This window comes from Allopontixanthobacter sediminis, from assembly GCF_009828115.1.
Lineage (GTDB): Bacteria > Pseudomonadota > Alphaproteobacteria > Sphingomonadales > Sphingomonadaceae > Allopontixanthobacter > Allopontixanthobacter sediminis.
Map to the genome: position 1 here is coordinate 1 of NZ_WTYL01000001.1, position 14,486 is coordinate 14,486.

Annotated in this window: 17 protein-coding genes and 1 pseudogene; 6 read left to right on the forward strand and 12 right to left on the reverse strand. The window is 59.6% G+C overall.

Annotated elements, in window-relative coordinates:
- The 4 genes and pseudogenes from GRI65_RS00005 to GRI65_RS00020 all read left to right on the forward strand — a co-directional run.
- Positions 1-321 (forward strand): annotated as a pseudogene (locus GRI65_RS00005) (S-(hydroxymethyl)glutathione dehydrogenase); the annotation flags it as partial.
- A 491-nt stretch (positions 322-812) separates the two neighbouring features.
- Positions 813-2,081: a 4-hydroxy-3-methylbut-2-enyl diphosphate reductase gene (gene ispH / locus GRI65_RS00010; RefSeq protein WP_160754500.1), complete on the forward strand. Its 1,269-nt coding sequence runs from the start codon at positions 813-815 to the stop codon at positions 2,079-2,081.
- A 9-nt stretch (positions 2,082-2,090) separates the two neighbouring features.
- Complete coding sequence (locus tag GRI65_RS00015; RefSeq protein WP_160754501.1) at positions 2,091-2,921, forward strand: lysophospholipid acyltransferase family protein; 831 nt, start codon at positions 2,091-2,093, stop codon at positions 2,919-2,921.
- A complete protein-coding gene (locus GRI65_RS00020; RefSeq protein ID WP_160754502.1) occupies positions 2,918-4,009 on the forward strand; it encodes a polyprenyl synthetase family protein in 1,092 nt (363 codons plus the stop codon). Before GRI65_RS00015 ends, GRI65_RS00020 begins: the two co-directional genes overlap by 4 nt.
- Here GRI65_RS00020 and GRI65_RS00025 read toward each other — a convergent pair.
- The 10 genes from GRI65_RS00025 to GRI65_RS00070 all read right to left on the reverse strand — a co-directional run bounded on the left by GRI65_RS00025 (position 3,995) and on the right by GRI65_RS00070 (position 11,218).
- Complete coding sequence (locus GRI65_RS00025) at positions 3,995-4,402, reverse strand: hypothetical protein (RefSeq protein ID WP_160754503.1); 408 nt, start codon at positions 4,400-4,402, stop codon at positions 3,995-3,997. The two genes, GRI65_RS00020 and GRI65_RS00025, sit on opposite strands and share 15 nt — an antisense overlap.
- Positions 4,399-5,439: a hypothetical protein gene (locus tag GRI65_RS00030; RefSeq protein WP_160754504.1), complete on the reverse strand. Its 1,041-nt coding sequence runs from the start codon at positions 5,437-5,439 to the stop codon at positions 4,399-4,401. Before GRI65_RS00030 ends, GRI65_RS00025 begins: the two co-directional genes overlap by 4 nt.
- Before the next feature lies 1 nt (position 5,440).
- Complete coding sequence (locus tag GRI65_RS00035) at positions 5,441-5,638, reverse strand: hypothetical protein (protein WP_160754505.1); 198 nt, start codon at positions 5,636-5,638, stop codon at positions 5,441-5,443.
- Positions 5,631-6,059, reverse strand: a complete 429-nt coding sequence (locus tag GRI65_RS00040; protein ID WP_160754506.1) for a hypothetical protein — start codon at positions 6,057-6,059, stop codon at positions 5,631-5,633. Before GRI65_RS00040 ends, GRI65_RS00035 begins: the two co-directional genes overlap by 8 nt.
- Positions 6,056-6,859 carry a hypothetical protein gene (locus GRI65_RS00045; RefSeq protein ID WP_160754507.1) on the reverse strand — a complete coding sequence of 268 codons (804 nt, stop codon included), beginning with the start codon at positions 6,857-6,859 and terminating at the stop codon, positions 6,056-6,058. Before GRI65_RS00045 ends, GRI65_RS00040 begins: the two co-directional genes overlap by 4 nt.
- Positions 6,860-6,921: 62 nt before the next feature.
- On the reverse strand, positions 6,922-7,623 hold the full coding sequence (locus tag GRI65_RS00050) for a hypothetical protein (RefSeq protein ID WP_160754508.1): 702 nt from the start codon (positions 7,621-7,623) through the stop codon (positions 6,922-6,924).
- Positions 7,624-7,643: 20 nt separating this feature from the next.
- A complete protein-coding gene (locus GRI65_RS00055) occupies positions 7,644-8,519 on the reverse strand; it encodes a hypothetical protein (RefSeq protein ID WP_160754509.1) in 876 nt (291 codons plus the stop codon).
- A gap of 2 nt (positions 8,520-8,521) precedes the next feature.
- The gene (locus tag GRI65_RS00060) at positions 8,522-8,986 is read right to left on the reverse strand and encodes a hypothetical protein (protein WP_160754510.1); all 465 of its coding nucleotides are present in this window, start codon (positions 8,984-8,986) and stop codon (positions 8,522-8,524) included.
- Positions 8,987-9,465: 479 nt separating this feature from the next.
- Entirely contained in the window at positions 9,466-10,035 is a 570-nt protein-coding gene (locus GRI65_RS00065; protein ID WP_160754511.1) for a carboxymuconolactone decarboxylase family protein, read from the reverse strand.
- Between the two features lie 31 nt (positions 10,036-10,066).
- Complete coding sequence (locus tag GRI65_RS00070) at positions 10,067-11,218, reverse strand: thiolase (RefSeq protein WP_160754512.1); 1,152 nt, start codon at positions 11,216-11,218, stop codon at positions 10,067-10,069.
- Positions 11,219-11,268: 50 nt separating this feature from the next.
- On the opposite strand from GRI65_RS00070, the gene GRI65_RS00075 reads away from it, so the two are divergent.
- Positions 11,269-11,640, forward strand: a complete 372-nt coding sequence (locus GRI65_RS00075) for a Zn-ribbon domain-containing OB-fold protein (RefSeq protein ID WP_160754513.1) — start codon at positions 11,269-11,271, stop codon at positions 11,638-11,640.
- On the opposite strand, the gene GRI65_RS00080 is transcribed toward GRI65_RS00075, so the two are convergent.
- Positions 11,628-12,857 (reverse strand): CaiB/BaiF CoA transferase family protein, encoded by a 1,230-nt coding sequence (locus GRI65_RS00080; protein WP_160754514.1) that lies wholly within the window; start codon positions 12,855-12,857, stop codon positions 11,628-11,630. The two genes, GRI65_RS00075 and GRI65_RS00080, sit on opposite strands and share 13 nt — an antisense overlap.
- Before the next feature lie 128 nt (positions 12,858-12,985).
- Here GRI65_RS00080 and GRI65_RS00085 point away from each other — a divergent pair, with 128 nt between their 5' ends.
- Positions 12,986-13,717 (forward strand): ThuA domain-containing protein, encoded by a 732-nt coding sequence (locus GRI65_RS00085; protein WP_160755523.1) that lies wholly within the window; start codon positions 12,986-12,988, stop codon positions 13,715-13,717.
- A 3-nt stretch (positions 13,718-13,720) separates the two neighbouring features.
- Here the strand turns inward: GRI65_RS00085 and GRI65_RS00090 are convergent, their stop codons facing one another.
- The gene (locus GRI65_RS00090; protein ID WP_160754515.1) at positions 13,721-14,374 is read right to left on the reverse strand and encodes a TetR/AcrR family transcriptional regulator; all 654 of its coding nucleotides are present in this window, start codon (positions 14,372-14,374) and stop codon (positions 13,721-13,723) included.
- Positions 14,375-14,486: the final 112 nt, after the last annotated feature.

Genomic DNA, 14,486 nt, shown 5'->3' on the forward strand with positions numbered 1-14,486 from the left:
ACCGGCAACACCGACGTGATGCGCCAGGCGCTGGAATGCTGCCACAAGGGCTGGGGCACTTCGATCATCATCGGTGTCGCCGAAGCGGGCAAGACCATCGAGACCCGCCCGTTCCAGTTGGTCACCGGGCGCAACTGGCGGGGCACCGCCTTTGGCGGGGCGAAGGGCCGCACCGATGTTCCCAAGATCGTCGATTGGTATATGGATGGGAAGATCCAGATCGATCCGATGATTACCCACACGCTGACCCTCGACGAAATCAACAAGGGTTTCGCCCTGATGCACGCCGGGGAATCCATCCGCAGCGTGGTGGTGTTTTAATTCTACTCAATCCAATTATCATCAGAAGGTAATACCGCAGTGATCTCCGGCAGCGGCATCTCCACCTTAGCTCGAGCGACCTTTCGGCCTGCTGGGGCGTTTGGCTTAGAGCAAAGATCTTTCTTTAGTGCGCCTAATTGCGTCTCGAATGATCGGAAGCAGCCGGATTCTGGATCGATGAACGAATGGCAGCTTAGGCGGATTGGCGTTCGAAAGGAGACTTACCGGACTGCCCAACATTGCCGCCACTCCAACATTCGTGAACTGATGTCCGCCTACGGCCGGCGAAAGACGAACTCTGATGATCGAATTTAGCGGACCAAAAACCTGTTGGAAAAATCTCGGGGTACAAAGTGGGGTACATTCTCTGATAAACGAGATTAGAACATAGATAAGTCAGTGCGTTAAGCCTTTGCATCGGCTCCCACCGTCTCCGCCAGTACCTTTTGCGTCCTAAATAAATGTGCCAGGCATGTGGTGCTGACATTTCAGTGCCGGTCACAGCGCACCCAGTTGGTTGGGTCGCCCTTTCTTCATTTTTCTCTGAATTCGGCAGTTCCCTGCATCCTGCATGCGTCGCGAACGCTACGTCCGTGCTTCTCGGGCAATGGGCAAGGGCTCCCGCCGGGCAGATCAAGTCTCCAACGATGCAGGTTTTCTCAGCTTGCGCTGCCTCAAGGTCGAGCCTGAATTTCGCACCGTCGGTCGCAACACCCTACGTTAGTTTCCCGCAATGGATTAGCTATCATGGAGAAGCAAAATATTTCGGGTCCGCAGCTGTTTCAGAACGTGCCGGGAGCCGAACAATTCGTGTTATCCTGCCATCAATGAAGGTCTTGCTCGCCGCGCCGAGAGGTTTTTGCGCTGGCGTAGTGCGCGCGCTCGAAACACTCGATACACTTCTCGCCCGGCAAAGCGCTCCGATCTTCGTCAATCATGAGATTGTGCACAACCCGCATCTCGTGGAGCAGTATCGCGAGCGTGGGGTCGTCTTTTCGGACGATCTGGACGCTATTCCCGAAGGCGGAACGCTGGTGGTATCTGCGCACGGCGCGGCGCCATCTCTTTTCATTGAAGCACGTCGCCGAAATTTGCGCGTTGTTGACAGCACGTGCCCTCTGGTCACCAAAGTTCACAACGAGGTCAGGCATCATTCGGCCCGGCCTGGCCACCATGTCCTGCTGATCGGGCACGGCGATCATGTCGAAGTGGTCGGGAGCTTCGGGTACGCACAGGGAGCGTGCACGATCATCTCGGACATCGAGGCAGCGCGCTCGTTTCAACCGAAGGCGGGTGTTCGCTACGCCTGCGCGATGCAAACCACGCTTTCCGTGGCGGACATCGGCGACATTCTTTCTGCCCTACGCGGCAAGATTCCCGACCTTCTCGAACCCGCGAAATCGGACATCTGCTATGCGACCACGAACAGGCAGAACGCGGTTGCCAACATGGCCGGCCGATGTGACGCCGTCCTGATCATCGGCGGTGCGAATTCGTCCAATTCGCGCCGACTCGTCGAGATGGCCGAGCGCGCAGGCTGCCCCCGCACGCATTTCGTGTCGCGCGGCGCGATGATCGATCCGCGGGATTTTGCCGGTGTTTCCGTCCTCGGCATTTCAAGCGGGGCGTCAACGCCCGAACCTTTTATCGAAGAGGCGCTGGAGGTCTTGTCGGCGCATTTTGAAATTTCGGTCGAGGAGCTTGGCGGGGAAATCGAGGACCAACATTACAAGGTCCCCCCGCTTGGCCGGGACAGCTAGGAAGTTACCATGCCTTCGGAGGAGTCACTTTACGACGGAACGCATCTTGAAGCGCGCGAGCCTGCCTACATCGAGAGCTGGCTTCCCGCGGCACAACTCGTCTCCCGGCTGTATTTCCGCGTCCATGCAAAAGGCGTCGAGGGCGTTCCGTCAAAAAACCCGGTGATTTTCGTTGGCAATCACAGCGGAGGGCTGTCCACTCCCGATACTGCAATGGTCGTCAACGCTTTCTGGAATTACTGGGGAACGCAGCGGCGCGTATATGCACTGGTCGATCCCAATATTTTTACGATGGCCAGAATGGGTAAGCATATCGCCCGTCTTGGAGGCTTGGCCGCGACGCCGCAGATGGCGCACAGGATATTGGGCGCTGGCGCAGCAATGCTGATCTATCCCGGTGCTGGTGACGAGGCCTATCGCCCCCATGCCGAACGCAATCTGGTGAAGCTTGGCAACCGTTCCGCCTACGTCCGGCTGGCGATGCGTTATCGTGCGCCCGTCGTGCCGGTCGTCTGCCACGGCGGCCACGATACGCTTGTGGTGCTGGACGACGGTAAGGCGAGGGCAGAGGCGCTTGGCCTCGATCGCATTGGTCTCGAGCGTTTTCCGCTAACGTATTCATGGCCCTGGGGTTTGGCACTGGGCTCGCTTTACGCGCTGCCTTTTCCCAAGCGGATCGACATTTCATTTGGAAAGAGTATCAGATTCGATGGCTTTGGGGCGCATGAATGGCGCGATCCCACTGTCCTGAAAGCTTGTCACATCCATGTCCAAGGCGTGATGCAGGGCATGCTCGACGAACTTGTAGTTTCTCGCAGAGAGGCGCTGGCGCCTGCATGAGCGGCACGGGGCCAGTCCGGGTCAGCAGCAAGGAAAGGGCCGCACGCGTAAGCGACGAGACTCATTTCTTCTTCGACACTCTGGACGCCTATCGCTCAATCGTGCTCAAGCGCATGCAGGAAATTGTCCCGATGCGCGGCCGCTATGTGCGGACCCTTTACGGCCCGATGATCAATTACCCGCTTCGAGAAGGCAAAGGTTTTCGCCCTGCCTTATGCCTGAGCCTGTGTCAGGCATGCGGCGGCTCCCTATCCCACGCGCTGGATACCGCTGCGGCCCTGGAAATGTTTCACAATGCATTTCTGATCCATGACGATATCGAAGATGCGTCCGAAGCAAGGCGCGGCATTCCGACACTGCACATCCAGCATGGCATCGCTAACGCGACCAATGTCGGCGACGCGCTCAACATGCTCGCGCTTAACACCTTGCTCAACAACACGTCGCTGATCGGGCTCGAACGTTCGCTGGTCGTGATCGAGGATATCAGCCGCATGGCGCGGGAATCCACTGAAGGGCAATCAATCGAACTGAACTGGGTCTTCAATGGCGAGGAGTCGCGGCTTGGCCTGCGCGACTATCTGCTGATGACCTACAAGAAGACCACTTGGTACACCTGCATCGCCCCCATGCGGCTCGGGGCAATGATCGCGGGCGTCGATCAGCGACGGTTAGGCGCGTTCATACCTTTCGGATTTCGAACGGGCGCAGCCTTTCAGATCCAGGACGATTTGCTCAATCTCATCGGAGAGGAAAAACTGTATGGCAAGGAACTCAACGGCGACATTGCCGAAGGCAAACGGACGCTGATGATTATCCATGCGATGGCTCACTCCAGTCCGGCCGTGAGCAGAAGGCTTGCCCAGGTCTACTCCAAGCCGCGCGAGCAGAAGCAGGCGGGGGATATTGCAGTTGTACTCGATGCGATGCACGCCGCAGGTTCCATCCACTACGCACGCGGCATAGCGCGTCGCCTTACGCGGAGCGCGGCGGATTTCTTCAATCGAAAGTTCAAATGGATCCCGCCGGGCCCGCACCGCCGATTTGTCGAAGGCATGATCGATTACATGGTCTCACGAAGCTTCTGATGCGCCAATGCGGTATTGGGCCAGGATATCTTCCACCTGGCGCACGCGGGCGGCGCCCTCGGCGAAGGCTCGTTGGGCACGCGCGAGACTCAGCAGTTCTTTCGTATCGCCGCAAATGTCCAGTTTCCCCCGCTTGACCGCATCAAGCAGGCTCATGTCACCATCCACCAAGGCCAGGATTGCCGTACGTGTGCACAGAACGTGCGCGGATGGCGAGATTACGCCGATCTCGCCGATGACAAGCTCGCCGCTGCCGGAGACACGGAAGCGTTCGTCCCCCACCACACACTCTACTGACAGTCCCTCGATGGCGTCCAGCAACCGGATGTAGGCCGGCAAGAACTCGGTGCGGATCGCCTCGCAAGCGCTCGTCAGGGCCTCACGTGATGTCATCCGACAAATTCGAAGCAGGATCGCCTGGTCGCGGCGAATTGCAATCCCGCGACCGAACCGGACAGGGTGAGCCAGCCCAGCGTCTCGTTTAGCTGCACCAAGCCGAAGCCGACCTCGCGAGGGATCGCTATCTGAATGGCCGCGTCGGGTATGTAGCAGGCATCGACCCAATCGTCGCCATCGCGGGCTTCGATATCGATCCGCCCGGGGACCGTGGCAACGCTTGCTGGATCGATGAGTCCGGCAACGCCCGGGATGCGACGAATGTGCTGGCGATATAAGCCCTTGCGCTGCATCCGTATCTGCTGACGCGGAAAGAATTTGAGCAAGCTCTCGCCGTGCCAGAGCGCGAGGCTGTGTTCCATGATGCGGTGACCGGCACGGTCTACCGTGCGGTCATAGACGAGGCTCATCGGCGCACCTTCGACCTCTGCCGCTGCCGAGCAGAAGCCCCAGTCCCAGCCGAAATTATCTCCCCATAGCCATCGCCCCCAATTGTGGTCATGATAAGCACGTGCCCCGGCTATGCGGTATTGGCGGTCGGCGACGCGGATTGTTCCATCGGCTTCGAGATACGGCGTAATGAGCCAATTGATGTGGCCGCTGCCGATCGGCGTGTTCTTCCACACCACCATGGGCTCGGTTCGCGGCACGAGTTCGACGTCGACCGAGATGCCGTCTGGCCGTTCGCTTTCGGCCTTGAGGACGTAACGGTCGCGGTGGAAACGCAGTTTGACCATATCTAGCTGGATATCGAAAGTCGCGGTCTCCACGCGGGCAGTGAGACCATCGTGGCGCCGGACACCTCCGGTCCAGCCATGCGCAGGTTCATGGGCGAGCACGATCAGGTTCGCTTCCCCCACGGCTGGCCGGGTAATGTCGCCCGACAGGCTGAGGTTGACGATCAGGTCTAGGCCGTATGCGTCATCAAGCAGATTGAAATGCCACCATTCCTTGAAATTGGCGGGATCGAGTTCACCGTCTTGCGGCAGGTGAGGCCGATCGAGCAGGCTAAGTGCGACCGGTTCCAACGCCATTTCAGCGCAAGATCGGGCCGACAGGCGGATCGCTACGTGCAGGGTCTCTTGGCGGCGGCGGCAAGGGCTCGGCCAGTTGGGCCACGGTGGATACGGTGCGTTCGGACAGGCTGATCAGGCCGAGAACCAGGTCGAGAAACGCATTTCGACGATCATACAGCATATCCTCGGGCAGCGGGGCTTGTTGATGGTCAGGCATTGCCTGCCTCCGTCCGCCAGAACTGGTTGAACAGTTCGATCAACTCCTCGATCTTGGCGCCCTGCAATTGCCGCAGCACCTCCTCCATCAGCTGCGCCGGCGTATCGCCTCCCGACTCAAGGTCTCGGCCGGTAAGAAAGCGGTCCATATCGAGCAGGTTCCACAGCATCCAGCCGTTCGCGGCCAACTGCGAATCTTCCAGCATCGCGTTCCAGTGCCGTCCGCTGGGAGTTTGGCGAAAGCGGCGTCCTTCAGCGACCAACGCGGCAACCGTGCTGCCGAACGAATTGCCCAAGCCGCCTTTGGCTCGCCCGATCCACAGGACAAGGTTCGGCAAAAGTTTGTCATCGGCTTCGAAGGGAAATGCGGGCGGGGGATCCGGCCTGATCTCGATGGCGGGGAGTGGCGCAGGCATGGTCATGACTTGCGCTTGGTGTCGCTTGATCCGGTCTCTGATGCCGTTCTCGCCGCCTTCTTTGGCGCTCTGGCAATTGCGGTTTTGCGGGATGCTTGTTGGGAAATGGCTGCTGGCTTGCGCTTGGCGGGCGCGCACTTGTCTGTCGGGGCCGGAGCGGTCGCTGGCGCTGTCATTGCGTCGGCTTTGTCCCGACGAAGAGCGTCTTGTGATCCGGGCGCCTCAGGCTCGGCCGCAGCACCTTCCACCTGGAGCCGCATGACGATCGACATCGCATCGAAGCCGTCGGCGGACAGCGTGGCAAGATAGAGCTTCCCGGCGACGAAATCCGGCGTGACCGGGAGAATTACCTCGAAAACCTCTTCCGATCCCGGCGCGATCTCTGCACCCGGCGGATTGAAACCCATGCTGCTCGCGATCAGCTGGCTGCCATCTTCTCTCACAAAAGGCGACGCGCGACATTTTACGGTGATTGGGTCGGGCCGGTTATTCGATATCTTGAACGGCGCCCGCACAGTTGCCCCAACCGGTGCGGTCATGGCCAAAGTGAGGCCGTTCACTGCATGATCGGCGGTGCTTTCAGCAGATTTTGCGAGCGTATCGAGCAAACGTTGGTGGAAATTCAGGCTCAGATCGACCAGTGTTCCGTAGTATTCGAGGTGTTCCTTGATGATCTGGCGCAGTTCGTCACCTTCGCCGCTGAGATTCTTGCGGCGGTTTTGGGCCAGGCGCTTGGACAGCTCGGCATGGGCCTGCACTGTCTTGAGATCAGAGTTGATCTTGCGCGTCACGACGCTCTTGAGCATCGCTCGCAATTCGGAGTCCGACAGCACAGTGCCAAGCTGGTTCAGCGATAGCACGGTTGCACTTACCCTTCCGGCCGGGGCTTTGGCTCCGGCTGCGCGGGTGGATCGCAATAATAGTGATGATACCACCGCAGGGGCCGCGACTTGGACTCGCAGCAGCAGTGCAGGTCTATGGTGGGCACACGTTCGACTACATGCTGGATCCGCATGCAGACACCCAGATACATTGTTTCGCACTCTTTGGCGCGGATCCTGATTTGACCACAATAGTCGACACCTGTGCGGAATTCGCGCCCCTCAACCGCGACTTGCATGACCGTCGCAGCGCCGCTTTCCAGCGATGCCGTTTTGGCAGACAGGGTAAGAGTTCCTCCACCCTTGCCATCTTCCGCATGAAGCTCACCGCCGTCGAAGGCAAAATCGCGCGCTTTGCCCGTGGTATTACGGAATCGGACCGAGAAATTCAGGTCGTCTGCCCGCTCTGCCACGCGCCGCACTTCGCCCAGGTCCGGTGAAGGGCACTCGCAGGCAGGCAGGGAACAGGTCCGCGCGTTCGCCAGAGACGGTAGGGGCAGTCCGCGCAATCCTACAGAATCAAGCAATTCCCTCATGCTCGGAGCGGCGGCCGGTGTCATGTTTCGGCCGATCTCGGTGACGGAATCGGCGATAACGCGCGCCTGCCGCGTCACGGCCTCTATATTCGCCGAAAGATTGGCAAGGGTAGCTCGGTTGCTACTGAAAGCCGAAAAGCTGGTATTTGCCATTTCCGTCTCCGTTGAATGCTTCAGGCTGCCTTTTTTGAGCGTCCTTGCGCGGTAATGCGCACAAACAGTTGGCCGGACCGCGTTTTGAGCAGCGAACGGTATTGCGCGCCGGGCGCCATATCGCGCGGCGTATGGATTTCTGCCATCCCGCAATAGGATTCACCTCCTGCAAGCGTTACTTCGCCGTCGGCGAGCCTGACGCGCCCGAAATCAGTTTTCTTTTCTGCCAGGCTCCGCGCAAGCGAATCGAGGAAGATACGGTGTTCTTCGCCTTCCTTGCTGGACTTCACCGCCGCCAGAGCGCGCTGTATGCTGAGGCAGACCTGCTCTTCTTCCTGCAGCACCAACATGCCGAGCATGCCAAGAGTAAGGGACTGGTTCCCCTCGTTGGTGATGACCAACTGAACCTTCACCACTTCGCCCGGCGAAGCTGTTATTGTCAGCGAGCGCGGTGCGAACGATAGCCGCTCTACCGCCAGCACTTCGATAATTGCTTTCTGCGTGCTGCCTGCCACATCGAATTGGGCTTCATAGTTTCCTGGAGGCGTGTGCGGGTCGAGGGAGAGCCTGACCGGGACGCGCCCAGATTGGCCCGGAGCCGGCAGCCGCGTCAAAGACAGATTTGGAGCGACCTGACCGAGGTTCGGCAGGCTGGACGAAATCAGCGGCGCGAACCGTTTGCGCTGCAGATATCCGAACCGGGTTTCGGCAATGTCTGTGGTGAATAGCTTGAAAGCGGATTCCTCTGGTTCCTCGGCATGTCTGATCGTGGCGATGCCGACAAGGTCAGATGGTTCGCCCCGGAGGGAGATGACATCATCTTCTATGCTGCATGGAACCGGCAATCCCGGTGCCTTTGCAGACTGTTTGCTCGCTTTGGCGGGGGTGTTCGCCATGATCAGTCACATGGCTCGCATTCGGTGGCGCAACGCTCGTAGGCATTGGGCACATAATCATCGACGATGACTTGCGGTTCGCCGCAGATGCGGAACTGAAGGACATTGACGTTGAACAGGTTAAGAGGGAAAACGGACAGGCCAAAAGACAGGTCGACCGGCATGCGCACGCGCGTTTTCATTTCCTTCAATGCGGCGATCAGGTCGAAGATGTCTTGCTTGTCGAAGTTGGGCAGGTTCCGCATTGTCATGCCGACATCCATCTTCGTGGCGATCGGCTTGTTCTCGTCACCCAATAACGTCACCGACACGCCGCCGGCCATCTCTGTCCTGATGCCGCCAGCCAGTTCAGTCCGCATACCTCCGGCCAGTTCAGTCCGCATGCCGCCAGCAAGGGTCGTCCCGATCGAAAGCGGATTGATGGTCTGGGTGATCGTGTAGTTCGTCGGAATGTCAGGCGCTGACATAAGATCGTCTCCATCCGGCTGACGAGTCAAAGGCTTCTATTAAAGCCTGGTAAGACGACCTCTTGTTTTCACTTTATCTCACGGCTGTACGTACCTCGCAAGACTAGTGCGTTAGCCTCACCGCAGAAAAATAACGCTTCACGGCGCAATTCTATACTCAAAAGCGATCTGCAACGTTCCTTGGCTTCAACCGCTGCGGCACAAGCAGCGCTTCGCTTCCTGAACGGCGAAACGAGTACCCGCCACCACACAGCCGCGGGCATTTTGGCCGCTCAACTTCAATGTGCCTTCGTAACCGACCGCATAAGCGATTTTCCCCGACGTTGTGTGTTTCGAACGACAAGAGGCGACGGGCCATCGACTAGCGGAAGCGCTTCTGATCCTGGATTGGCGCCATTGATGTTACCGCCCTGAAGTGGCGATAGAACGCCGCGACGCTTAGCGGATCACTCTGACAGCAGTCTTCAATGTCTTATCCTTCAGTTTTGCGCGGCTTGGGGCATGGTCGGCATGCAGACATCGTCCAGTCCGAGGACATGGGTGAGGCGGCCGAGTGCCATCCAGGAACCGATCGAAAAGGTCATGTCGACGATTTCCGCATCGGAAAAATGGCTGTGCATCCTGGTCCAGAATTCCTCGTCCGTTTTTAAAGCCTTCGGCCGTTCGCCGAACCGCTCGGCAAATTCGATTGCGAGACGTTCGCGATCGCTGAAGGCGCTCGCTTCATGCCAGTTCTCGACGTCGCTGTAGAACCCTTCACCGGGAGGCGTGTTGTCCCGGATAGACGCAGCCCGGCCTGCATCGCCGCCGCTTCGCTCGATATGGCCAGGCAGGTCCCGATCGGCGCGCATCGTCAGGCACAGCGCGCAGCCGTTTATCTGGGCAGTCCGCATCCGGGCGGCTTCCATCTCGCGCATCGACAGCTTCGAATTTTCATAGACCGCCAGAGAATATCCGCCCGCCGCGGCACCGATTTCCGGAGCGTAATGGGTCCAGACATAAGCGGACGGGTCGTTTTCGAATTCGGCGGGAATGGCAACATTCGGCATTGGCTTTCCTCTCACTTGGTTATTCAAAATGTCAGATCGTATGGGGCGCGCCCAGGATCACGGTGGCCTGGCTCGACAATGTTCCGCCGTTGGTGTGCGCCAGCGCGATATCGCAGCCCGCAATCTGGTTTGCAGCCTGGCCGCGCAATTGCCGCGCCGCTTCGGTAATGGCGAACAGCCCATACATGCCCGGATGCGCATAGCTGAGGCCGCCGCCGTTGGTGTTAACCGGCAAATGCCCGCCCGGCGCGATCCCTCCATTGGATACGAACGGGCCTCCCTCTCCCTTGGCGCAAAAGCCGAGGTCTTCGAGGAACAGGATCGTGTTTATCGTGAACGCATCGTAAAGTTGAACCACGTCGATATCCGCCGGGGTCACGCCGGCCATCGCCATCGCACGGGGGCCGGATTCCGCCGCTGCCGTCCGCGTGACATCGGCCGATGCGCTGATCATGTTGTGCCATGTCGCGGCAGCGGCGCCAAGGATCGGGACGGCGGGCTGCGAGCCTGCCGCAGCGCGGTCGCTGCGGGTCAGCACGATCGCTGCCGCGCCGTCCGTAACCAGGCAGCAGTCGGATTTGGAGATCGGGTCGCTGATCATCCGGCTGGATAAGCAGTCTTCGATTGTCAGGTCCCCCTTGGCGAAAGCTTCGGGATTGGTGTTTGCCCATTTGCGCGCGGCGACAGCGACTTCAGCCATGTGCGAGCGGGTGGTGCCGAACTGGTGTATGTGACGCGCTGCCGCCAGTGCGTAACTGCTGAGGGGGAACAGCGGATTGTAGGGTGCCTCCCAGTTCGAGCTTCGCGCCGGGGTCGACAACTTACCGCCGCTGGTGCGCTGGTTCGATCCGTAGGCAATCAGCGCGCAGTCGATATAACCCGCCTCGATCGCCAGCGCGGCGGTGATCATGTGGCTGACGAAGGACGATCCGCCCGTCCGGTTGTTGTCGGTGAATTTGGGATGGATGCCGTAATATTCTGCGAGGGACAGCCCTGCAAAAAGGTCGCTGGGCAGACAGATGAACAGCCCGTCGACATCGGTGATGCCGAGACCGGCATCCTCGACGGCGAGCAACCCCGCCTTTGCCGCGAGTTCGAGCGCGGACCAGCCCGGTGCTTCACCAACGCCGTAGGTTGCCAGTCCGGCGATCGAGACAGCCCCACGCGGAAAGGCATCGCTCATGAGATCACACCCGATTTGACGGAGCGGTCTTGCGGCAATAGGCAGGACCGATGACCCAGACGGCTACCGAATTTCCGCCCGAACAGCATTGGCGCGAGGCGCTGGCCGAAGGGCGCTTCCTGCTGCAGCGCGATCCAGTCGACGGGGAGTATTACTTTCCGCCGCGGTTGGCTTCGCCGGGTGGAGGATTGCTGGAATGGGTCGAAGCGGCCGGACTGGGCACGGTTTATTCGACGACCGTAGTACGCGTTCGCCCGCCTGCCGAACCCTATAACGTCGCGCTGATCGATTTGGCCGAAGGTGCGCGGCTGATGAGCCGGGTCGAAGGGATCGCGGCGCAGGATGTGACTATCGGCATGCCCGTCCGGGCTCGGATTACTGAACAGGACGGCGGGCCGGTGCTGGTTTTTCATCCCGCCTGACTTTCGGTCAACTCGCCGAGCGCGCCGGTTTCCCGCAAGGCGGCCATCTCGGCTTCGGAATAGCCGGCCTCCGCCAACACCTCGGTGCCATGCGCGCCCAGCGGCGGGCCCGGCTCGCCGACAGCGCCCGGTGTTTCGGAGAAATTGACCGGCTGGCCCGGCATCCTGATGGTGCCGTTAGGCGTGTCTTTCCGCTGCCAGAAGCCGACCGCATCCAGATGCGGGTCTTCCAGCAGATCATCGATTGTTGCGATAGGCATGGCGGGGCATTCGGCCTGCTTGAACAGTGCCATCCATTCGTCGGTGGTCCGCGTCGCCAGCGTATCGGCGACATGGCTAAGAACAGTTCCGATGTTTTCGGTGCGCGTACGAATATCCGAAAACATCGACTGCTTCGACCATTCCGGATTGCCGATTGCATCGAAGAAGCTGCGCCAATGCTTGTCGTTATAGATCATCACCGCAATGTAACCGTCGCTGGTCTTGTAGGGCCTGCGATGCGGTGATGTCGCGCGGGGGTAGCCGGTCGGCCCGATCGGCGGGTCGAACAGGCTGCCGCACAGATGTTCCACCATCGCGAAGGATGCCAACGTTTCGAACATCGGCACTTCCAGTTCCTGACCCAGTCCGCTCCGTTCGCGTTCGAACAGCGCGGCGGACACGGCATATGCAGCGGTCAGGCCCGCCACCTTGTCTGCCACTACGGTCGCGAGATAGGTTGGCTCGCCGCCGGACAACGATGCCTGCAGTGACACGATGCCAGAGGCAGCCTGCACGATATCGTCATAGGCGGGGTAATCGGCATAAGGCCCGGCCCTCCCGAACCCGTATAAATTGGCGTAGATGATTGCCGGGTTGACCGCGCGAAGAGGCGCGTAGGATAGGCCGAGACGCTCCATAGCCTGCCCGCGCATCGAATGGATGAAGACATCGGCAGTGCTGGCAAGGCGCAGCAGGACATCGCGCGCGGCGGCCTGTTTCAGATCCAGCACGATGCTGCGCTTTCCCCGGTTCACATTCATGAACATCGCACCGAGATTCTTCGCCGGGCCGGGAGGAAGGTAACGGGTCGTGTCGCCAGCGGGTGCCTCCACCTTGATGACATCGGCACCAAGGTCGGCAAAGATCTGGGTGGCATAGGGGCCCATCAGGACGCTGGTGAGGTCGATCACCCGCACCCCGCGCAAGGGCCCCATACCCCGTCCTGCCTGTCCCATACTCTGCTCCGGAAAATTACAAACAACTGTGCATGTTTTTGCTTGTCATCGGCGTACAAAGCAATAGCCTTGTTGCCCATGGCCCGACCATTTCCGGATTAGCGGACCACTTTGGAGGAACAATGTCGATGCGGGTTCACCTGATCGCGGCAGGCAAATATCACGATATCGATTTTGCCCGTCTCGAATTGCTCAAGCTTCTGGCGGAGCGTCCCGAGATCCGCACGAGCGTTGCGGCCGATTACAGCGATACCGGGCTGATCGAAAAGGCGGATCTGCTAATTACCTACACCTGCGATATGGTGCCTGATGTACCGCAGACTGACGCTTTGAGAACGTTCCTCGAATCCGGCGGCCGCTGGCTTGCTCTGCACGGCACCAATTCGCTGCTGCGTTTTCTGGACGACGGAAGCGTGGAGACGCCTGACGATGCGCCCGGGTTCATGGAGCTGCTCGGGACCCGTTTCGCCGGCCATCCGCCAATCGGCGCTTACAAGGTGCATATTACCCGCGGCGATCATCCGCTGACCCAGGGGCTGCGCGATTTCAACGTGGTGGACGAGCTGTACCTGACCTACCGCACGGCCGAAGTCGATATCCTGCTACACACCACGTTCAAGGGTACCTGTCCCGAATTCGGCGACCGGCATTGGGACGAGAAGCGGATGCCGGTCCTTTACGAACGCCGGGTGGGGGAGGGCAGCGTGCTCTACCTCACGCTGGGGCATTGCCGCGGGCATTATGACCTTCAGCCGCTCAGGCCGTTCTATCCTCATCCGGAACGGTGTGCCTGGAATTACCCGGTCTTCTATGAATTGCTGCGTCGCGGTATCGCGTGGGGCGACGCCGCCGGTCGCTAGGTGTCAGGTCGGGCGCAGATCCAGAATCTGTTGTTCCAGATGGACCAGAACGGCTTCGATATCTCGCTCCTCCACCCCGTTGGTCAGGCGGTTGAGAGCCATTCCTTCCAGCAGGTTCTGGCATAGGGCCAGTGACAGGTCGAAGCGGCGGATATCCTGCCGCCATTCCGGAAACAGTTCGATTGCCAGTTCGTGCCAGCGTTCACGGAATTCCAAACGCACCGGTTCCAGCGTTTCAGCCAATTCCTTGTCAGTCCGCGCGGCAGTGGCCAGTTCGTGGAAAGCGATGAAGGTTGGCCGCAACAGTTGCGCCCAGTACGCACGAACCAATGTCCGCACGTTGTGATCCTTCGTTTCGGCGGCCCGGCGAAACGCCCGCAAGCGTTTCTTGTTCAGTTCCACCAAGGTGGCCTGCATCAGCTGACGACCGCTATCGAAATGGTGCAACATCGCACCGCGTGACAGCCCTGCTTCCAGCGCAACCTTGGGAGTCGTAGTCTTCGAATAGCCATGCTTGACCAGGCAGCGGATCGTTGCTTCGATCAGGCGGGCGCGGGTCTTGGCGCTTTTGACAGCCTGCAAAGTGGGCTCGCCGCGCTCAGCTTCCACCCGCTCGGTCCCCGCTTGCGCAGCCGCTATTGCTGAGACTCTAGCCATGAAAGCCACCTGTTTCTCTTGAACGATAAATCGACTAATAAAACCAGCACGATTGCTTTTTTTATCCTGATCCGCAATGTGCCGCAAACACTATTTCCAAATCAACTTAAAG